The 20,187-nt window shown below is 66.9% G+C and carries 19 protein-coding genes; 14 read left to right on the top strand and 5 right to left on the bottom strand.

The window, feature by feature from the left end; translation table 11 throughout:
- Positions 1–30: 30 nt before the first annotated feature.
- Positions 31–417 carry a DUF2267 domain-containing protein gene (locus AC1DIO_RS14995; protein ID WP_441489138.1) on the bottom strand — a complete coding sequence of 129 codons (387 nt, stop codon included), beginning with the start codon at positions 415–417 and terminating at the stop codon, positions 31–33.
- Positions 418–567: 150 nt separating this feature from the next.
- Here AC1DIO_RS14995 and AC1DIO_RS14990 point away from each other — a divergent pair, with 150 nt between their 5' ends.
- The 3 genes from AC1DIO_RS14990 to AC1DIO_RS14980 all read left to right on the top strand — a co-directional run bounded on the left by AC1DIO_RS14990 (position 568) and on the right by AC1DIO_RS14980 (position 4,185).
- Positions 568–2,109 carry a helicase HerA-like domain-containing protein gene (locus tag AC1DIO_RS14990; protein WP_441489139.1) on the top strand — a complete coding sequence of 514 codons (1,542 nt, stop codon included), beginning with the start codon at positions 568–570 and terminating at the stop codon, positions 2,107–2,109.
- 115 nt (positions 2,110–2,224) lie between these two features.
- Positions 2,225–3,607 carry a dipeptidase gene (locus AC1DIO_RS14985; protein WP_476853601.1) on the top strand — a complete coding sequence of 461 codons (1,383 nt, stop codon included), beginning with the start codon at positions 2,225–2,227 and terminating at the stop codon, positions 3,605–3,607.
- Positions 3,604–4,185 (top strand): LOG family protein, encoded by a 582-nt coding sequence (locus tag AC1DIO_RS14980; protein WP_069877270.1) that lies wholly within the window; start codon positions 3,604–3,606, stop codon positions 4,183–4,185. The genes AC1DIO_RS14985 and AC1DIO_RS14980 overlap by 4 nt, the downstream gene beginning before the upstream one ends.
- A gap of 145 nt (positions 4,186–4,330) precedes the next feature.
- Here the strand turns inward: AC1DIO_RS14980 and AC1DIO_RS14975 are convergent, their stop codons facing one another.
- The 3 genes from AC1DIO_RS14975 to AC1DIO_RS14965 form a co-directional block, all read right to left on the bottom strand.
- On the bottom strand, positions 4,331–5,173 hold the full coding sequence (locus AC1DIO_RS14975; RefSeq protein ID WP_441489141.1) for a S1 family peptidase: 843 nt from the start codon (positions 5,171–5,173) through the stop codon (positions 4,331–4,333).
- A gap of 63 nt (positions 5,174–5,236) precedes the next feature.
- The gene (locus AC1DIO_RS14970; protein WP_441506616.1) at positions 5,237–6,016 is read right to left on the bottom strand and encodes a S1 family peptidase; all 780 of its coding nucleotides are present in this window, start codon (positions 6,014–6,016) and stop codon (positions 5,237–5,239) included.
- 99 nt (positions 6,017–6,115) lie between these two features.
- On the bottom strand, positions 6,116–6,304 hold the full coding sequence (locus AC1DIO_RS14965; protein WP_441506615.1) for a hypothetical protein: 189 nt from the start codon (positions 6,302–6,304) through the stop codon (positions 6,116–6,118).
- A 28-nt stretch (positions 6,305–6,332) separates the two neighbouring features.
- Between AC1DIO_RS14965 and AC1DIO_RS14960 the strand changes: the two genes are divergently transcribed.
- From AC1DIO_RS14960 to AC1DIO_RS14930, 7 genes are all read left to right on the top strand, one after another.
- On the top strand, positions 6,333–6,653 hold the full coding sequence (locus AC1DIO_RS14960; RefSeq protein ID WP_069877267.1) for a PepSY domain-containing protein: 321 nt from the start codon (positions 6,333–6,335) through the stop codon (positions 6,651–6,653).
- 59 nt (positions 6,654–6,712) lie between these two features.
- Entirely contained in the window at positions 6,713–7,381 is a 669-nt protein-coding gene (locus tag AC1DIO_RS14955; RefSeq protein ID WP_476853600.1) for a response regulator transcription factor, read from the top strand.
- A gap of 9 nt (positions 7,382–7,390) precedes the next feature.
- Positions 7,391–8,761, top strand: a complete 1,371-nt coding sequence (locus AC1DIO_RS14950) for an ATP-binding protein (protein ID WP_476853599.1) — start codon at positions 7,391–7,393, stop codon at positions 8,759–8,761.
- Between the two features lie 71 nt (positions 8,762–8,832).
- On the top strand, positions 8,833–9,936 hold the full coding sequence (gene ccmI, locus AC1DIO_RS14945; protein ID WP_476853598.1) for a c-type cytochrome biogenesis protein CcmI: 1,104 nt from the start codon (positions 8,833–8,835) through the stop codon (positions 9,934–9,936).
- Positions 9,937–9,977: 41 nt separating this feature from the next.
- Entirely contained in the window at positions 9,978–10,439 is a 462-nt protein-coding gene (gene ccmE, locus AC1DIO_RS14940) for a cytochrome c maturation protein CcmE (RefSeq protein WP_441489234.1), read from the top strand.
- A 7-nt stretch (positions 10,440–10,446) separates the two neighbouring features.
- Positions 10,447–12,423, top strand: a complete 1,977-nt coding sequence (locus tag AC1DIO_RS14935) for a heme lyase CcmF/NrfE family subunit (RefSeq protein WP_476853597.1) — start codon at positions 10,447–10,449, stop codon at positions 12,421–12,423.
- 4 nt (positions 12,424–12,427) lie between these two features.
- Positions 12,428–12,898, top strand: a complete 471-nt coding sequence (locus AC1DIO_RS14930) for a cytochrome c-type biogenesis protein (RefSeq protein ID WP_441489146.1) — start codon at positions 12,428–12,430, stop codon at positions 12,896–12,898.
- A 63-nt stretch (positions 12,899–12,961) separates the two neighbouring features.
- Here AC1DIO_RS14930 and AC1DIO_RS14925 read toward each other — a convergent pair whose 3' ends face one another.
- The gene (locus tag AC1DIO_RS14925) at positions 12,962–13,489 is read right to left on the bottom strand and encodes a hypothetical protein (protein WP_476853596.1); all 528 of its coding nucleotides are present in this window, start codon (positions 13,487–13,489) and stop codon (positions 12,962–12,964) included.
- 196 nt (positions 13,490–13,685) lie between these two features.
- Here AC1DIO_RS14925 and AC1DIO_RS14920 point away from each other — a divergent pair, with 196 nt between their 5' ends.
- From AC1DIO_RS14920 to AC1DIO_RS14905, 4 genes are all read left to right on the top strand, one after another.
- Positions 13,686–14,891 carry a S1C family serine protease gene (locus AC1DIO_RS14920; RefSeq protein WP_441489148.1) on the top strand — a complete coding sequence of 402 codons (1,206 nt, stop codon included), beginning with the start codon at positions 13,686–13,688 and terminating at the stop codon, positions 14,889–14,891.
- Positions 14,892–15,013: 122 nt separating this feature from the next.
- Entirely contained in the window at positions 15,014–15,697 is a 684-nt protein-coding gene (locus AC1DIO_RS14915) for a response regulator transcription factor (protein ID WP_043241143.1), read from the top strand.
- 55 nt (positions 15,698–15,752) lie between these two features.
- Positions 15,753–17,210, top strand: a complete 1,458-nt coding sequence (locus AC1DIO_RS14910) for a HAMP domain-containing sensor histidine kinase (protein WP_441489235.1) — start codon at positions 15,753–15,755, stop codon at positions 17,208–17,210.
- Between the two features lie 16 nt (positions 17,211–17,226).
- Positions 17,227–20,184, top strand: coding sequence for a bifunctional [glutamine synthetase] adenylyltransferase/[glutamine synthetase]-adenylyl-L-tyrosine phosphorylase (locus AC1DIO_RS14905; RefSeq protein ID WP_476853595.1), 2,958 nt, complete (start codon positions 17,227–17,229; stop codon positions 20,182–20,184).
- The last annotated feature ends 3 nt before the right edge of the window (positions 20,185–20,187 follow it).

Here is a 20,187-nt window from a genome sequence, read left to right as displayed (position 1 = left end):
CGGCGTTCCGACCTCAAGCCGGAATGGCGATCAGACGAACTGGCCGAGCCCGGGAATCGCTCCGACGATCGCGCCCATCGCGTCTTCGCCGGCCTTTTCGCGGCCGACCGCGAACATCTCCTTGGACACGCTCTGGATCTGGCCCATCGAGAGCCCGGCGCCCATCAGTTGCCCGCCGAGTGCCATGACGCCGCCGCTACCGCCCATCAGGCCGCCAACCATGCCCATCAGGCCGCCTTTGCCGCCATTGGCGGAATCAGCGAGCTCCTGTGCGCCGGGCAGGGCGGACATCAATTGTTCGATCTCTGCGGCGGGGCCTTCCTTCTGCAGGAAGGCGAGGATGATGCCGATCGCCTTGCGGGCGAGGCCTTCATCAAGACCGGAAGCCGCCACGATGCGGGAGATCAGTTCATCCATCGGTTTGTCCTCTTCAAGGGGTCGGCCTGTGCCGCTGGGCGATAGTTTACATATTTACGATCTGAATCAAACAGGGTTCAGGCTTCCGCCGGTCGGCCCGTTTCGCTACACCCATCGCCTGACGCTTCGACAACAGCATAGGCGAATCTCATGGCGGATGACGGCACGATTCTGATCGGCAAGAGCTGGAAGCCCGAATCGCTCCTGCTCAAGCTTGCCAATCGTCATGGCCTGATCACCGGCGCAACCGGCACCGGCAAGACGGTGACATTGCAGGTTCTGGCCGAAGGCTTTGCGCGTCACGGCGTTCCCGTCTTTGCAGCCGACATCAAGGGCGACCTGTCCGGCGTCGCCGCGCCGGGCGATTCGAAGCCGCCCTTCCTCAAGCGCGCCGAGGAGATCGGCGTGACCTACCAGCCCGACCAGTTCACCACCGTATTCTGGGACGTGTTCGGCGAGCAGGGCCATCCTGTCCGCGCCACCATCTCGGAAATGGGGCCGCTGCTGCTCTCGCGCCTGCTCGATCTCAACGACACGCAGGAGGGGGTGCTCAACATCGCCTTCCGCATTGCCGACGAGCAGAAGCTGCTGCTGCTCGACCTCAAGGACCTGCGCGCGATCCTCTCCTTCATCGCTGAGAACGCGCAGTCGCTGACGACGAAATACGGCAATGTCACGGCCCAGTCGGTCGGGACGATCCAGCGCTCCCTGCTGGTGCTGGAAAACCAGAAGGGCGATCTGTTCTTCGGCGAGCCGGCGCTCGACATCAACGACCTGATGCGGACCGACCGTGACGGGCGCGGCGTCATCAACATGCTCGCGGCCGACAAGCTGATGGCCAATCCACGGCTCTATGCCACCTTCCTGCTCTGGCTGCTCTCGGAGCTGTTCGAGCAACTGCCGGAGGTCGGCGATCTCGACAAGCCGAAGCTGGTGTTCTTCTTCGACGAGGCTCACCTGCTCTTCAACGGCGCGCCGAAGGCGCTGCTGACGGCTGTCGAGCAGGTCGTCAGGCTGATCCGCTCGAAGGGCGTCGGCGTCTACTTCGTCACGCAGAACCCGCTCGATATTCCCGACACGGTTCTGGCCCAGCTCGGCAACCGTGTGCAGCACGCGCTGCGCGCCTTCACGCCGCGCGATCAGAAGGCGGTCAAGGCGGCCGCCGAAACCTTCCGCCAGAACCCCAAATTCAAGACCGAGGAAGCGATCACCCAGCTTGCGGTCGGCGAGGCGCTGACCTCGACGCTGGAGGGCAAGGGCACGCCGACCATGGTCGAGCGCACTCTGATCGCGCCGCCCATGGCGCAGGTCGGCCCGGTCTCGGCGCAGGAGCGTGCCCAGTGCATGCGCGATTCCGGCTTTGCCGGGAAATACGACACGATGATCGACCGCGAGTCGGCCTATGAAGAACTGATGAAGCGCAAGGGCCTGAACGCCGATGGCTCGCCGGTCGAGGCCTCGACTGGCGGCGGCGGCATCATGGATACGATCGGTGGCTGGCTCGGGGATGCCGTCGGCAATGGCGAGCGGCCGAAGACCGGCCCGGGCAGCCGGGGCGGGAGGCTTCCGCCCAGCATGACGGAAAAGATCATTACGTCGGCAGCCCGTTCGGCCGCCTCGACGATGGGGCGCCAGATCGGCTCGGCCATCCTGCGCGGAGTGCTCGGATCGATGATGGGCGGGCGAAAATAGCCGGCGACGCGGGGCAGCCATGCCGGCCGGCCTGCTGGCGCCGGCCCCGTGGCTTGTCATGATGATGCAACCTAAAATCCGCTCATGCCTTGAGCCCATAGTGAGATCGAGCGACATGCCCAAGCTTCCTGCGATTCTCTCCCGCCTCGATGCCGAACTGGATGCCTCGCTGGCCCGGTTGGCGTCGTGGATCGCGATACCGTCGATCGCCACCGATCCGGCCTATGCCGCCGATAGCCGCCGCGCCGCGGAATGGCTGCGGGACGATCTCGAATCGCTCGGCTTCAAGGCCTCGCTGCGCGAAACGCCCGGCCAGCCGATCGTCGTCGGCCATCGGCCCAAGCCTGGTGCGCCGCATGTGCTGTTCTATGGCCATTACGACGTCCAGCCGGTCGACCCGTTGAACCTGTGGGAGAGCGACCCCTTCAAGCCCGTGGTCAAGGAGATCGCGCCCGGCCGCAAGGTCATCACGGGGCGCGGAGCCTGTGACGACAAGGGCCAGGTGATGACCTTCATCGAGGCCTTGCGGGCGACGCTGAAGGAAACCGGCGACCAGCCGGTCGGCATCACCATCCTGGTGGAGGGCGAGGAGGAGTCCGGCTCTCCCAATCTGCCGCCCTTCGTCTCGGCGAATGCCGAGGAGCTCAAGGCCGATGTGGCGCTGATCTGCGACACCGGCATGTGGGACCGGGAAACGCCGGCCATCACCGCCTCGCTACGCGGGCTGGTCTATCAGGAGGTGACGATCAACTGCGCCGACCGCGACCTGCATTCGGGCCTGTTCGGTGGCGCCGCCGCCAATCCGATCCATGTGCTCTCACGCATCGTCGCGGCGCTCCACGACGAGACCGGGCGGATCACCATTCCCGGCTTCTATGACGGGGTCGAGGAACCGACCGCCGAGCAGAAGGCGGATTGGCAGGCGCTCGGCCTGACCGAAGCGGAATTCCTCGGGGGGATCGGCCTGAAGCACTCGATCGGGGAGAAGGGCCGGATGCTGATCGAGCAGATCCAGTCGCGCCCGACCTGCGACGTCAACGGCATCTGGGGCGGCTATATCGGCGAAGGCACCAAGACGGTGATCGCGGCCAAGGCTTCGGCCAAGATCTCCTTCCGCCTCGTCGGCAAGCAGGATCCGCAGAAGATCGCGGCCGCCTTCCAGGCCTTTGTGCGGGCGCGACTGCCGGCGGATGTCACGGCTGAGTTCGTAGCGCATGGCGCCTCGCCGGCGATCGCCGTTCCCGTCGATTCGCCGGCCCTGCTCAAGGCGCAGGCCGCGCTGACCGAGGAATGGGGCCGCAAGGCGGTGACCATCGGCTCGGGTGGCTCGATCCCGGTCGCCGGGGACTTCAAGCGCACGCTCGGCATGGACACTCTGCTCGTCGGCTTCGGTCTCGATGATGACCGCGTTCACTCGCCGAACGAGAAATACGACCTCTCTTCCTTCCACAAGGGCCAGCGTTCCTGGGCCCGCATCCTGCAGGCGCTGGGCGCATGAAATCGGTTTGTATCTTTTGCGGCTCCAACCCGGGCAATGACGAGGTCTACGCCGCCGGCGCCCGGGCCATGGGCGCCGAGATCGCCAGGCGCGGGCTGACGCTCGTCTATGGCGGCGGTGCTGTCGGTCTCATGGGCACCGTTGCCAATGCGGCGCTCGCGGCCGGAGGCGAGGTCCACGGCATCATCCCGCGCGCGCTCCGCGAAAAGGAGATCGGCCATAACGGGCTGACCCGGCTCGAAGTGGTCGACACCATGCACACGCGCAAGGCGAGGATGGCCGAACTCTCGGATGGCTTCATCGCGATGCCGGGCGGCATTGGCACCTTCGAGGAGATTTTCGAGATCTGGACCTGGGGCCAGCTCGGCATTCACACCAAACCACTCGGCTTCCTGAATATCGGCGGCTTCTACGATCCGCTCGCGACTTTCCTGGACAACACGGTTGAGGCCGGCTTCCTGAAGCAGAACCACCGCGCCATGGCCATGACGGATACCGAGCCGGCGACCCTGCTCGAAAGGATGGATCAATATGTTCCGTCCGCGACGTTCAAATGGGTGGAGAAGGAGGAGACCTGAGTCTCCTTCAACCGCCGCGCTTCCCCGTGGTCTGCCCTCTGCAGCCCGGCTCGGGCGTTCCCGGCCGGGTTGTGAACCTCACGCGTCGCGCGGCCCTGCCGACGCGAGCGGACGGAGTTCCCCCGCCTGAGCCGCCGGGTTCGGCTCAGCGGCTGAACCACCAGCTATAGCTGGCGCGCGGCGCGACCGGGGCCTCCTGGCGCCCGCCTTCGCCAAGCGCCAGAAGCCGGCCGCTGGCCTCGGTGATCCAGGAGCGGTGCTCGCTGATCGGCGTAATGGCGGTGAAACCGCCGCAAATCCGTCTGACGCGCGAATTCAGCGGGCCGCTCGACCAGCTGACGATGCCGACCAGATCCCGCGAGGCCGCCGAGCCGCGCAGGACGGGGCCGCCGGAATCGCCACGGCAGGCACCCGCGCCAGGCGTCTCGCCCAGTGCCTGCGTGTCGACCGCGACCTTCACCGTGTTCGACGTCGTGTAGTTTCCGGCATTGACGAGCGGCGTCTCCCGCAGCCGCCGCGCGGTGCGCTTGTTGTTCTCGGACGAGAGGCCATAGCCTGCCATCGTCACGGTCTCGCCCTGCCAGAGACCGCTGCCCAGCGAGAGTGGTTCGATATCGGCGGGAAGGGGAGAGGCGAGCCTGAGAACGGCGAGATCGGTCCCGGGCTGGGTGCGCGGCGTGGTGCCGGGAACGAAGCTCGGATGCGGCAGGACCCCGATCACCGGGTGGCTGCGCTCGCGAAAGCGCGTATCCAGGCTCACCACACGGACGGCCCCACCGCCCATCAGGCAGTGCGCCGCGGTCAGGACGAGTTCAGGCGCKATCGCCGCGCCGGAACAGAGCTCGCCGCGGCTGGTCTCGACCCTGACCGTCCACGCGCGCGGGCCATCGAGCCCTCGCGAAGGAGCGCCACCGACGACGGCCGCTGCCGGGGAGGCTGCCGCGCAAAGTGCTGCGGCAAGGGCAAGGATCGGAGCACGAGACATCATGAAGCAACCGCCGGGTTCACATTGCCACTCTATGGCCTGTTTCGAGCCAGTCCAGTGTTTCGATCAGCGACCGGTTGTCCAGGATGCGCTCTCGCCCCATTGCGACAAGGTGCGGTCGATCCAGTTTCGCTGCGGCGCGACGAGAACGCCCTGGCTGAGCAGGCCGCAATTCCTGCCCTTCGGACCAGTGGACCAGCTTGTCACCGCGATGACGCCGTCACTGCCCTGCCAGATCGGGCCACCGGAATCGCCCTGGCAGGCGCCGGCGCCGGGACGACTGCCCGCACCAGCAGGATCTGCCGCCCAGAGCAGGATTTTGCCTGGTCCATAGGGCTCGACCGTCGCCAGAGTGGCGGATCGATAGGTGCCGGTGGTGCGGGCCTCTCCCTCCCGGGAGACCCCATAGCCCGCAAGCGTTATCTCCGAACCGGCGGGTGGGAGGCCGCCATCGATCAAGGCGGCGGGCGAGAAGCGCGACGGGAGCGGCGCGGAGAGGCGCACCAGGGCGAGATCAATTGAGCGGCGCCGCGCCGTGATCGCCTTCGCATCGAAGCCGGGATGGAACGAGACCGTGGCAGGGGCGATCAGCACCGGTTCGCCGCTGCCGTCCTTCCAGTGGATGCGCAGCTCGACGCCGCCATCGGCGCAATGGGCCGCGGTCAGGATCGTTCGCGGTGACAGGACGATCCCGGAGCAGACGCCGCCGCGCGCATTGAGAACCATCAGCGTCGACGCGGCAGACGGTCCGCCGTCGCGTCCGCCGAGCACGGCCAGGGCAGGCGTTGCCGCCAGAATCGCTGCGAGCGCGAGCCCGCCAGGGCCAATCGAACCTCTGACGCTCATCGGATCTCCTCTCCTCGTGTGCTGGGAGCGATAGCGCGTCGAACCGCATAATTGAACCTGGAATCGGAGCCGGCGGCTGACGCTGGAGGGTCTTGTTCGTCAGGCCAGCCAGCGGCGCGCGCGGCCGGCGAGGTGCGGAAATGCCGGACTCCGCGAGACGGGCGTCTGCAAACCGAGATTGAGATCGCCGATGCTCAGATCCGCAAGGTTGTGGGCAAGGGGCAGGAATGGCGTGGACGGCTGGCGGTGMACTGGCATATCCTGACGATACGCGAGCCGCCCATTCATGGCGTGTTCAGTTGCTCGGGATTAGCGAATGTCGATGATGCCCGTCGAAACGATCTTCGCCCTGACACTGCTTGCCCAGCCCCTCCCGATTGTCACGATCGACAGCCAGGAGCCCATCTCCTGCCTGTCGGCGGACGAGATGCGCGAGGCGGTGTCGGATGGGCGGGTGATCCAGCCGGCCCAGGCCTCCAGGCATGCGCGCAACGCCGCGCCGGGGGAGGTCGTCCGTATCAGGCTGTGTCGCCAGGGCGATGATTTCGTCTATGTTGTAACGACGTTGAAGCGCGACGGTCGCGTGGCCCGGGTGACGCTCGAGGGCCAGTCCGGCAAGGTCTCAACCATTCGCTGAGCGGCAGCCTTCAGGCGAAGGCATCCGGCCCCGGGACATCAAGACAGGAGTGAGCCGACGTGAGACTGCTCGTCGTCGAGGACGACAAGGACCTCAATCGCCAGATCGTGACCGCGCTGGAGAATGCCGGCTATGCCGTCGACAAGGCGTTCGACGGCGAGGAGGGCCTCTATCTCGGAGAAACCGAACCCTATGATGCAGTGATCCTCGATCTCGGCCTGCCGAAGGTCGATGGCGTGACTGTGCTCCAGGGTTGGCGCCGGGCCGAGAAGACCATGCCGGTTCTGATTCTGACTGCACGGGATCGCTGGAGCGACAAGGTCTCGGGCTTCGATGCGGGCGCCGACGACTATGTCGTCAAGCCGTTCCATATCGAGGAACTGCTGGCCCGCGTCCGGGCGCTGCTGCGCCGCGCGGCCGGCCATGCCACCTCGGAGCTGACCTGCGGCCCGGTGCGGCTCGACACGCGCGCCAGCCKGGTCGTCGTCGACGGCAATCCGGTCAAGCTCACCTCGCACGAGTACCGGCTGCTGGCCTATCTGATGCATCATCAGGGGCGTGTCGTCTCGCGTACCGAGCTGGTCGAGCATCTCTACGATCAGGATTTCGACCGGGACTCCAACACCATCGAGGTTTTCGTCGGCCGTCTCCGCAAGAAGCTCGGCGTCGAGATCATCGAGACCGTCCGTGGGCTTGGCTACATCGCCGCTGCGCCTGCCAAGGTCTGACGACGGTCCATGCCGGGCAAATCGCATCGCTATTCGCTCGGCGCTCGCCTCTTCCTGTCGGCGGCAGTGTGCTGCGCGCTGGTGCTGGCGCTCGCCGGGTTCGGCCTGACGACATTCTACCGTCGCTCGGCTGAGCGTGGCTTCGACGAGCGACTCAGCGTCTACATCAAGGAACTGGTCGCGGATCTTGCCGCGCCGCCGGAAACCGAACGCCAGGCGATCGGCGATCTCGGCGAGCCGCGTTTCGATCTGCCGCTATCCGGCTGGTACTGGCAGATCGTCAGGCTCGATGGCGAAAAGCCCGTGGTGCGCACCTCGCGCTCTCTCGTCGGCGGGCAGTTGCCGAAGCTTCTCGACCAGCAGCTGACGCCGAATGCGCGCGGCTTGCGTGAGAGCTATGTCTCTGGGCCGGACGAGAGAGGCCTGCGCATCATCGAGCGCGAGATCGATGTCGGCGAGGATGGCCGCTTCATCGTCGGCGTCGCGGCCCCCGCCGACGAGATCGAAGGCGACATTCGTGATTTCCGCCTGGCGCTGACGCTGACCTTCCTGCTGCTCGGGCTCGCGCTCGTGGCTTCGACCCTGATCCAGGTTCGCTTCGGCCTGCGCCCCCTCGTCAGGCTTGGGACAGCGGTCGGCTCGGTGCGAACCGGCGAGGCCGCCCGGATCGCCGGAAAATACCCGCCTGATCTTGCGCCACTGGCTGGCGAACTCAATCAGCTCATCGACGCCAACCGCGAAATCCTGGAACGGGCCCGGACCCAGGTCGGAAATCTCGCCCACGCCCTGAAGACGCCGCTCAGCGTGATGCTGAACGAAGCCGAGGCAAGCGATCCGCATCTGCCGCAGACGGTGCGGAACCAGGCGGCGATCATGCGCGACCAGGTGCAGTATTATCTCGACCGCGCGCGGGCGGCTGCACTCTCCGGCGCGCTCGGCAGCGTCACCGAGGTTGCGCCCTCGCTCGACGCGCTGATCCGCACCTTTGCCAAGATCTCGCAGGGGCGCGGCATCACCGGCATGCACCACGTCCCGCCCCATGTCCGCTTTCGCGGCGAGCGGCAGGATCTGGAGGAAATGCTCGGCAATCTGCTCGACAACGCGTTCAAATGGGCGCGTTCGACGGTCGAGGTGAGCCTGACCCCCGAAGCCGAAGAGGGGCGGATCGCGCTGCTGATCGACGATGATGGTCCCGGGCTGCCGTCCGAGGCCGTGCTCGACGTGCTCAAGCGCGGCCGTAGGCTCGACGAGACGACGCCGGGCTCCGGCCTCGGGCTCTCGATCGTGGTCGATCTCGCCAAGCTCTATGGCGGCGAGCTCACGCTCGAGCGCTCGCGCCTCGGTGGCCTGCGGGCGCGCCTGCTGCTTCCTTCGGTCTGACGGTGCCGACGTGACCCTTTGTCGCCATCGGCAGACATGATACGGCGTCAGCGATTGGCTATGAACGCGACATGCTGATCTGGATCATCTTTGCGGCAATGACGGCGGCGGCGGTTTTCGCCTTGCTCTGGCCCCTTGGGCGCGGAGACGCGAACGCGTTTGCCGAGGTCACCGACGCAAAGAGTCTCTATCGCTCCCAGCTTGCCGAGATCGACCGCGATTTTGGCCGCGGGCTGATCGGCGGCACCGAGGCGGACGCTGCGCGCGCCGAGGCCGGCCGCAGGTTGCTGCGTGCGGCGGACGGGGAGGCTGTCCCCACGGGAGACAGCGAGCCTGCGCTGCGTCGGCGGCGTGCAGCCTCGGCGATCGCACTGTCCTGCGTGCCGCTCTTTGCTCTTCTGCTCTATGGCGCCCAGGGCTCGCCCGAGCGACCGGATCAGCCGCTCTCGGCGCGGCTGAAATCGGACCCTTCTCAGGATTTTGCGCTCGCGGTCAGCCGCATCGAGGCCCATCTGGCGGCCAACCCCGGCGACGCGCGGGGCTGGTCCGTCGTGGCGCCGGTCTATTTGCGCCAGGGTCGTTACGACGAGGCGGCGCGGGCCTTCGCGGCGGCGCTGGAGCATGGCGGAGCCAATGCCGAATTGCTGGCCGGCCTTGGCGAGGCGCGTGCGCTTGCCGCAGGCGGCGTGGTGACGGCTGAAGCGCGCCAGCCCCTGACCGAAGCGGTCAAGCTCGATGGCGGCAATGCCCGGGCCCGCTTCTTCCTGGCGATTGCCAAGGAGCAGGACGGTGACAGTGCCGGCGCGATTGCGGATCTGCGCGCTCTGCTCGCCGATGCTCCAGCTGATGCGACCTGGGTCGGGACGGTGCGCCTGCGCCTGGAGGGGCTGGAGGCCGCACCGTCCACCGGCGCCTCGATCGCGGCGTTGCCGCCGGGCGAGCAGCAGCTCGCGATCCGGGGCATGGTCGATGGTCTTGCCGAGCGCCTCAAGATGGGCGGCGGCACCTTCGCCGAATGGACGCGACTGATCCGTTCGCAGGTCGTGCTCGGCGACAAGCCGGCAGCGCGAGAGGCGATCATCGCGGCCCGCCAGCGCTTCGCCGATGATGGTGCGGCGCTTGGCCAACTCGATGCCCTGGCCGGAGAACTCGGATTGCGGGAGCCCGCGCCATGACCGCCACAGAACCGTCGCGAGTCTTGGCGCCGCGCCGCGGGATGAGCCGCAAGCAACGTCGCCTTGCCCTGATCGGAGCGGCAGGCGCAGTCCTGTGCCTTGCCGCCGGCCTCGTGCTCTTCGCCATGCGCGATTCGATCGTCTTCTTCTACGGACCGACGGAAATCGCCGAAAAGGGGCTGCAGCCCGGCACGCGCATGCGGCTCGGCGGCCTCGTCGAGACGGGGTCCGTGTCTCGCGGGCCTGGCCAGCGCGTGACTTTCGCCATTACCGACAGCAAGACCACTGTCCAGGTGAGCTATGATGGCCTCCTGCCGGATCTCTTCCGCGAAGGGCAGGGCGTCGTCACGGAAGGCGTGCTTGAGGCCGCAGGCCGGTTCCGAGCGGATTCGGTTCTCGCCAAGCATGACGAAACCTACATGCCGCGCGAAGTCGCGGACGCACTGAAGAAGCAAGGCCATTGGCAGCCCGGCGACGCCGGTGCGCAGAAGCCGCAGCGGTGAGGGCAGGATGATCGTCGAGATCGGACATTTCGCGCTCGCGCTGGCGCTGGGTGTCGCCGTCGTCCAGGCGCTCGTCCCACTCTGGGGCGTCTCGCGGCGGGATGCCGCCTTGGCTTCGGTCGGCCCGACGGCGGCGGTGACCTGCTTCCTGCTGGTCGCCTTCTCCTTCCTTGCGCTCGTCGTGTCCTATGTGCGCTCGGATTTTTCGGTCGAGAACGTCGTCGCCAATTCGCATTCGGCCCAGCCGTTGATCTACAAGGTGACGTCGACCTGGGGCAATCACGAAGGCTCCATGCTGCTCTGGGTGCTGATCCTGACGCTGTTCGGCGCGCTGGTCGCCGTGTCGCGCCGGTCTCTGCCGACGCGTCTCAGGGCCGGAACACTGGCGGCGCAGGGCTTCGTCACGGTCGCCTTCCTGGCTTTCGTGCTCCTGACCTCGAACCMGTTCCGGCGGCTCGATCCGGCGCCGGGCGAGGGCCAGGATCTCAACCCGATCCTTCAGGATCTCGGCCTCGCGATCCACCCGCCGCTGCTCTATGTCGGCTATGTCGGCTTCTCCATCACCTATGCCTTCGCCGTCGCCGCCTTGATCGACGGGCGCATCGATGCGGTCTGGGCGCGCGCTGTCAGGCCGTGGACGCTGCTGGCCTGGGTCTTCCTGACGCTCGGCATCGCGATGGGGTCCTACTGGGCCTATTACGAGCTTGGCTGGGGCGGCTGGTGGTTCTGGGACCCGGTCGAGAATGCCTCGCTGATGCCCTGGCTGGCCGGCACCGCGCTGATTCACTCCACCGTGGTGATGGAGAAGCGCGATGCGCTGAAGGTCTGGACGATCCTGCTCGCGATCCTGACCTTCTCGCTCTCGCTGCTCGGTACCTTCATCGTTCGCTCCGGCGTCCTGACCTCGGTGCATTCCTTCGCCAGCGATCCCGGGCGCGGCCTCTTCATCCTTGCGATCCTGGTCTTCTTCGTCGGCGGCTCGCTGGCGCTCTTCGCCTGGCGCGCGCCGCTGCTGCGGCAGGGCGGCCTCTTCGCCCCGATCTCGCGGGAGGGCGCGCTGGTCGTGAACAATCTCTTCATCGCGACCGCCTGCGCGACCGTCTTCATCGGTACGCTCTATCCGCTGGTGCTGGAGATGCTGACGGGCGACAAGATTTCCGTCGGCCCCCCGTTCTTCAACGCCACCTTCGTACCCGTGGTCGTGCCTCTGCTGCTGCTGCTGCCGATCGGCCAGACGCTGGCCTGGAAGCGCGGTGACCTGCTCGGTGCGGCGCAGCGCATGTCGGCTGCTCTCGTGCTCGCAATCGTCTCCGGGCTTGCGGTCGTCGCGGTCATGCGTGGCGGCCCCGTCCTGGCGCCGCTTGGTATCGGGCTTGGCGTCTTCCTCATCGCAGGTGCGGCCTGGGATATCGGCGAGCGCGTGGTGCGGCGGGCGAGCGGCGCCTCGGCGATGCTGTCGCGCGCAATCGGCCTGCCGCGTTCGGCCTGGGGTACGGCCTTCGCCCATGCCGGCGTCGGCCTCAGCGTGATCGGTATCGCGGCTGCCGCATGGAGCGCGGAGGGGATCGGCGTGCTGAAGCCGGGCGAGAGCCTGACCAGCGGCCGCTATACCGTGGTCCTGGAGACGGTCACGCCGCGCAAGGGCCCCAACTTTACCGAGGATGTGGCGCGCTTCCGCGTTTCTGCCGGCGACAGACAGCTGAAACCCGTCGAGGCGATGAAGCGGGTCTATACCGCCCGCGCCATGCCGACGACGGAGGCCGGCATTCGGACCGACGGCCTCAGCCAGGTCTATGTCAGCCTTGGCGAGCCGCAGGGCGGCGGAATCGCGGTCAGGGTCTATGACAAGCCGCTCATCCTGCTGATCTGGATCGGTGCCGTCGTCATGGCTTTCGGCGGAGCGCTGTCGCTGACCGACCGGCGCTTCCGTCTCGCCGTGCCGCGGCGTGCCGCGACGCGCGCCGTCATCCAGCCGGCGGAGTGAACGCATGCGTCGCGTCCTTGCCTTGCTGATGCTCGGCCTGCTCTGCGCCAGCCCGGTCAGGGCGGTGCAGCCGGACGAGGTCCTGCCGAACGCCACGCTCGAGCAGCGGGCGCGCCAGATTTCCGGCGGCCTGCGCTGCCTCGTCTGCCAGAACCAGTCGATCGACGATTCCGACGCGCCACTTGCCCGCGACCTGCGCATCCTCGTGCGCGAGCGGCTGGTGGCCGGAGATACGGATGAGGCCGTGCGCGATTTCGTCGTCGCACGTTACGGCAATTTCGTCCTGCTCAGTCCTCCCCTCAATATCCGCACCATTGCGCTGTGGGTCGCGCCGTTCCTGATCCTTGCCTTCGGCCTTGCCTATCTCGGCCGGAGAAGCCGGCTGATGCGGACGTCGGCCGGGCAGCAGACGAAACCCCTGAGCGACGACGAACAGGCACGGGTTGATGCGCTGATCAGGCGGGACGGCAACTAAGGCATCGGCCCGAAGGGCGGATTACACTCTTCGGGAAATCCGCCGCAAACACCGACGCTCAGGTCAGATGGAGATGCCGCACTGACTCTGCATCTCGCCCGTTATGGCAGGGCCCAGGTTGGCGCTCCAATCCACAAAGCCGGTACGGATCGGCGATGGCCTGAACGTCGCGTGCTCGGCGAAGACCCGGGCAAAGCAGGCCGCCTTGTCTCCTGAATATCCGCGCTGAGCCGCGATCTTCGTGCCCGCAAGGTAGGCTCCGCCCTGGGTTTGGGGCCCCGCATAGGTGTTGCGGCCTGCGATGCGGGCGGGCTTGCGGGCCGCGAGATCGGCCAGCCGGTCGACGCCGCAGCGGCGGCGGAGCTCGGCATTGTAGGCCGGTGTCGAGGGAGCAAACCAACCTCGGTTTCCGCTGGCTTTCTCGACCACGACGGCATGCCGTGCAAACACCTGCGCGTAGCATTCCGCGTTCGCGTAGCCGCGCTTCTGGGCGAGCCGCAAACCGGATTGGTAGGCCGTGATGGTTTGCGAGGAGGCGGCACTGATGCCCAGTGCGAGGGCGGCAATCGCCGCGAATGTGAGAACGCGCATCGTCAAGGCCAGTCCGGCAAAGTCATCGTCCCCCATGAGACAGGAGCGCCGTCTCAATCGTCAAGCGCACTGGGGGCGCCGTCCGCTCAACCTTACAAAAACGTCATCTCGGCGCGAAAACGGGGTAAGGCGCCACCCGTCATGGTCACGACACCAAGCAGGGAATGCCCCTGCCGTCAGTCGCAGAGGTAAAACCATGACGACCCCTACCACTTCCAAGTCCATCCTCAAGCGCGGCGCCTTGATCGCCGGTGCGGCCACGCTGGGCATCGGTCTTGCCGCTGGTCTCGCGGATGGCGCTCTCATGCAGAATCACAGCGCCTTTGCCCAGCCGATCCAGCTCTCCGGCGTCCAGACCCAGCTCCCGTCCTTTGCGGACATGGTCGATCACGTGAAGCCGGCTGTCGTTTCCGTTCGCGTCAAGACCAGCGTCGCTGCCGCCTCCGCCGAGGATGGCGAGAGCGGCATCGAAGGTCTGCCGCCCGGCCACCCGCTCGAGCGCTTCCTCCGCCGTTTCGGTGAAGAGGGTCAGGGCCAGGGCCAGGGCCCGCGTCAGGGCAAGCCGCAGCCGCGTCAGGGCATGTCGCAGGGTTCGGGCTTCTTCGTCAGCCAGGACGGCTATGTCGTGACCAATAACCACGTCGTTCAGAACGCGACCGAGGTCCAGCTCGTCACCGATTCCGGCAAGACGCTTGCGGCCAAGGTCATCGGCACCGATCCGCGGACCGATATCGCCTTGCTGAAGGTCACCGAGGAGGGCAACTACCCCTTCGTCCAGCTCGCCAAGACGAAGCCGCGCATCGGCGACTGGGTGCTGGCTGTCGGCAACCCCTTCGGCCTCGGCGGCACCGTGACCGCGGGCATCGTCTCGGCCCAGGGGCGCGACATCGGCTCTGGTCCCTATGACGACTTCCTGCAGATCGATGCGGCCGTGAACCGCGGCAACTCGGGTGGCCCGACCTTCAACCAGAAGGGTGAGGTCGTCGGCGTGAACACCGCGATCTACTCGCCGTCGGGCGGCAATGTCGGCATCGCCTTTGCCGTTCCCGCTGCCACGGTCGACAGCGTCGTCGCCTCGCTGAAGAAGGATGGCTCCGTGGCCCGTGGCTTCATCGGCGTCCAGATCCAGCCGGTCACCGCCGAAGTCGCCGATGCGATCGGCCTCAAGGAGCCCCATGGCGCCCTGATCGCCGAGGCGCAGGCCAATGGTCCCGCCGCCAAGGCAGGCATCAAGCGTGGTGACACGATCATCGCCGTCAATGGCGACAAGGTCGCCGACGCCCGCGATCTCTCCAAGAAGATCGCGGTCTTCGCACCGGGCACCAAGACGACCCTGACCGTGTGGCGCGACGGCAAGGAGCGCGAGGTCAGCTTCGAGGTCGGCCGTCAGCCGGCCGCCTAAACAAGGTTGGGCAGGCTTCCTGGCCTTCAGTCGCCCCTGCCAGGTAAACCAGCCTTAACGCGGCAGGCCGGATGTATTCATCCGGCCTGCCGTTTTTCAGTTTCCTGAGGTAACCTGCCGTCATGCGACTCCTTATCGTTGAAGACGACGCCGAAGCGGCGGCCTATCTCGTCAAGGCCTTTCGCGAGGCTGGGCATGTTGCCGATCATGCCGCCGACGGCCTGCAGGGCTATGCGATGGCGGAGGGGGGCGGCTATGACGTTCTGGTGGTCGATCGCATGCTGCCGCGCCTCGATGGCCTGTCGCTGATCCGTTCGCTCAGGGAGCAGAACGATGCGACGCCGGCGCTGATCCTGTCGGCGCTCGCGCAGGTCGATGACCGCGTCAAGGGCTTGCGTGCCGGCGGCGACGACTATCTGCCGAAACCTTATGCCTTCTCCGAGCTGCTGGCGCGCGTCGAGGTGCTGTCGCGGCGGCGTGCGGCGCCGGCCTCGGAGCCGACGACCTATCGCGTCGGCGATCTCGTGCTCGACCGGCTGGCCCACCGGGTCACGCGCGGCGACAGCGAGATACCGCTGCAGCCACGCGAATTCCGCCTGCTCGAGTATTTGATGAAGCATGCCGGGCAGGTCGTGACGCGCACGATGCTGCTCGAAAATGTCTGGGACTATCATTTCGATCCGCAGACCAACGTCATCGACGTGCATGTCTCGCGGTTGCGTTCGAAGGTCGACAAGGGCTTCGAGCATCCGATGATCCACACCATTCGCGGCGCGGGATACATGGTTCGTGACACGACCCGCTGACATCGTCTCGCCGGGCTCCGGTGCGTCTCAGGCTCCGAAGAGGAAGCAGCGCTTCCTGCCGAACCTGTTCCGCACCACCGCCTTCAAGTTGACCGCGATTTATCTCGTCATCTTCGCGCTCTTCGCCGGGTTTGTGCTCGGCTATGTCGCCTGGAATGCCAAGCGGCTGCTGGATGACCAGATCCGATCGACGATCGACGCCGAGATCCAGGGGCTCGCCGAGCAGCAGCGCCTGGGTGGCATCAGGCGCCTCGTCAATATCATCGAGCGGCGTTCGCGCGCGCCGGGCGCTTCGCTTTATCTCGTGACGACGCCGGTCGGCGAGCGTCTGGCCGGAAATGTCGAGGCACTGCAGCCGGGCGCTCTCGACCTGCCGGGTGAGAGCGAGATCGAATATTCCCGCAGCAGCGACGCGCTCGACTCGCCGAGCCGCGCCATCGTCCGGGTCTTCGTGCTTCCGGCCGGCTTCAGGCTGCTCGTCGGCCGGGACCTCGAGGAACGGGATCGGCTGGGCGTGGTGATCCGGCGGGCGGCCGGCTGGTCGCTTCTGCTCGTCTTCGTGCTGGGCTGCTTCGCGAGCTGGTTTGTGGCGCGGCGCGTGCTCAAGCGCATCGACGACATGACCGATACCGCGCAGACCATCATGGCGGGGGATCTCAAGGGGCGGCTCGCGATCTCCGGTACCGGCGACGAGCTGGATCGGCTGGCGCTCAATCTCAATGCCATGCTCGACCGGATCGGCGAGTTGATGTCTGGCATGCAGGAGGTCTCCGACAATATCGCGCATGATCTCAAGACGCCGCTGACACGTCTGCGCAACCGGGCGGAGGAGGCGCTCCGGACCGCCCAGTCGCCGGACGAACTCCGCGGCGCACTGGATGCGTCCATCGATGAGGCCGACAATCTGATCCGCGTCTTCAATGCGCTGCTGATGATCGCGCGGCTGGAAACGGGGCGGATCAATGACAGCATGGCCGAATTGGATCTCTCGGAGGTTGTTTCGGGGCTCGCCGAGCTCTACGAACCCTTGGCGGAAGAGGCGGGTCTTGAGATCGTCACCGAGGTTACGCCTGACCTGCGCGTATTGGGCAATCGCGAGCTGATCGGACAGGCGCTCGCCAACCTGATCGACAATGCCCTGAAATATGGCAAGCCGACCGGGGAGGCCGCCCCCATCGTGCGCGTTGCCGCCGGGGTGGTCGGGCAACAGATCGAGCTCTCCGTGACCGATAATGGGCCAGGTATTCCCGAGGCCGACCGCGGTCGCGTTCTCGAGCGCTTCGTCAGGCTGGATCAGAGCCGCAGCAAGCCCGGCTTCGGGCTCGGCCTCTCGCTCGCGGCCGGCGTCGTCCGGCTCCATGGCGGCCAGATCAGGCTCGAGGACAATGCGCCGGGCCTGCGCGTTGTCATGCTGTTGCCGGAAGCTCCGCCCAAGCCTGTGGAAACAGCCGGGGAAGGAGCGCTTCCCGCCTCGACAGCGCAGGCGAACCCTGCTGGCCTCCAGTCGGCTTGATCGGCGGGGTTATGCAATGGACGGGCAGCTTTGCGAGAGAGTTTCGAGCGCGCCCGTCCTGCCGGCGCGGGCCAAGGCCGATGCGCTCATCGCGCATGACCTGATCGATCGCCTGCGGGACGAGAAGGCCGCCCAGGCTCTCGCCGCCCATTTCGCGGACTATCCGCGTTCGACCGAACTCGTCGCTGGTCTGCTGGCGCATTCGCCTTTTCTCGCGCAGGTCATGCGGCTTGATCCCGAAGGGCTGCTCGCCTCCCTGACCTTGCAGCCGGAAGCGCGGCGGGACGCCCTGCTCGGTGATATCCAAGCTCTGGGTGCCGCCGCCGAATGCGAGACCGGCGAACTGATGCGGGGCTTGCGGCGCTTTCGCCAGGCCATGGCGCTGCTCGTGGCGCTCGCCGATATCGGCGGCCTCTGGGATGTCGAGACGGTGACGGCCGCCTTGACCGCGACCGCCGACATGGCGGTGCGGCTGGCGGTTGCGCATGCATTGCGGCAGGCGGCCGACCTCGGGCGGATTACCCTGGCCGATCCAGCCAATCCAGGCCCGGGCTCAGGCCTCGTCGTGCTCGCGCTGGGCAAGCACGGCGCCKGCGAGCTGAATTACTCCTCCRACATCGATATCGTCGTCTTCTTCGATCCCGAAGCGGCCGAGGCCGCGGGCGTCGCCGAGCCATCGAGCTTCTTCGTCAAGCTGACGCAACAGGTCGCCCGGATCATCCAGGAGCGGACCCCGGACGGTTACGTCTTCCGCGTCGATCTCAGGCTGCGGCCCGATCCCGGCTCGACGCATGTCGCCGTCGCGCTGCCGACCGCCTATTCCTACTATGAGACCGTCGGTCAGAACTGGGAACGGGCGGCGATGATCAAGGCGCGTCCCGTGGCGGGCGACCTCGAGCTCGGCCACCGCTTCATCCGCGATCTCGCCCCCTTCATCTGGCGCAAATATTTCGACTTCGCCGCGATCGCCGACATCCATGCGATGAAGCGCCAGATTCAGACGGTGAAGGGCCACGAGACCGTTGCGGTCGCCGGCCATAACGTGAAGCTCGGGCGCGGCGGCATCCGCGAGATCGAGTTCTTCGTGCAGACACAGCAGCTCGTCTTCGGCGGCAGGCGTCCGGCTTTGCGCGGTGCGCGGACCCTCGACATGCTGGCCGAACTGAACCGCGAAGGCTGGATCACGCCCCAGGCGCGCGACGAGCTCGGCGAATCCTATCGCTTCCTGCGCACGATCGAGCACCGCCTGCAGATGCGCAATGACGAGCAGACGCAGACGCTGCCGACGCAGAAGGCCGATCTCGAGGCCTTTGCCCGTTTCTGCGGCTATCCCTCGACGGCCGCTTTCGGCAAGGCGCTGACGGCTCATGCCAAGCGCGTCGAAGGCCATTATGGGCTGCTGTTCGAAGAAGGTCCGAGCCTGGCGAGCGAGGCAGGCACATTGAGCTTCACCGGCACCGAGCTTGATCCCGATACGTTGGAAACGCTGGGCAAGCTCGGCTTTCGCGCCCCGAAAACCGTGGCGGAGACCGTGCGCGGTTGGCATTTCGGCCGCCGTGCTGCCGTCACCAGTGCGCGCGCCCGTGAGGTGTTGACCGAGCTGACGCCGGCGCTGCTCGTGGCGCTGGGCCGCACGGCCGATCCCGATGGTGCACTCGCCCATCTCGACAACGCCTTCGTTCGGATGCCGGCGGCTGTCGAACTGCTGACCCTGCTGCGTTCGCATGGCTCGCTCTTGACGATCTTCGCCGAGATTCTTGGCAGCGCCCCTCGCCTGGCCAAGGTCGCCGCCCTGCACCCGCATGTGCTCGACGGAGTGATCGACCCGGCCTTCACCTCATCCGTGCTCGATGGCGAGGCGGTCGCGCGGCGCATTCGCGCCGCTGTCGGGACGCCGCCGCCCAGCGTGGAGGACGGGCTCGATCGACTGCGCGACGCGGCCCGGMAGGAGAACTTCCTCGTCGGGGCGCGGCTGCTTTCGGGCGTCTATGCCGCCCAGCAGGCCGGTCAGGCCTATTGCGCGGTGGCCGATGCCTGCCTGTGCGTCGCCTTCGACGACACCAAGACGGCCTTCGCAGAAGACCATGGCGTGGTCGAGGGGGCGGAGACGGTGGTCCTCGGGCTCGGCCGGCTCGGGGCGGGCGAGCTGACGCCGTCCTCCGATCTCGACCTGATCCTGCTCTATGACCGACCTGCTGCATCTGAGGTCAGCACCGGGCGCAAATCGCTCGATCCGGTGACCTGGCATATCCGGTTCACGCAGCGCCTCGTTGCGGCCCTGACGGTGCCGACGCGGCGTGGCACGCTCTACCAGGTCGACATGCGGCTGCGGCCCTCCGGCAACAAGAGCCCGGCCGCAACCCAGTTCGCCGGCTTCGAGGCCTATCACGGCGGCGAAGCCGAGATCTGGGAGGAGATGGCGCTGACGCGTGCCCGCGTCATCACCGGCGATGCTGGGCTCGCGCGCCGCACTGAAGCGGCGATCGCGGCCATCCTGGGCCGCAGGCGCGAGCCGGCCAAAGTCGCTGCGGCGGTTGCCGATATGCGGGCGCTGATCGCCAGGGAGAAGGGTGAAAGCGATCCATGGGATCTCAAGCTTGCTGCGGGCGGGCTGACGGATCTGGATTTCCTGGCGCAGTTCCTGATCCTGGCTCACGCCAGCGCTCATCCCGGGCTTCTGGTACGCGATACCGCGTCGGTCTTCGTCGCTGCGCGCGAAGCCGGGCTGCTGGCGCAAGCAGATGCCTCGGTTCTCGTGGAGGCGCACCGTCTGATTGGCGACGTGCAGCTCTGGCAGCGCTTCACCGTTGAGGAGGCCTTCGATCCGAAGGCGGTGCCGGAGCGTGTGCTGCGCCGGATCGCGACGGCCGTTGGCCGGCCGGATGCCAAGGTGCTGCGCGCAGAACTGGACGAAACGCGGAGCGCCGTGCGCGGAATCTTCAAGCGGGTGCTGGGCGCAGCCCGTCAGGGCTGAGGG

This window comes from Allobosea sp. 05T439 (genome assembly GCF_056396005.1).
The sequence above is the reverse complement of the archived record's forward strand: the minus strand, read 5'-3'. Positions and strand labels throughout refer to the sequence as shown.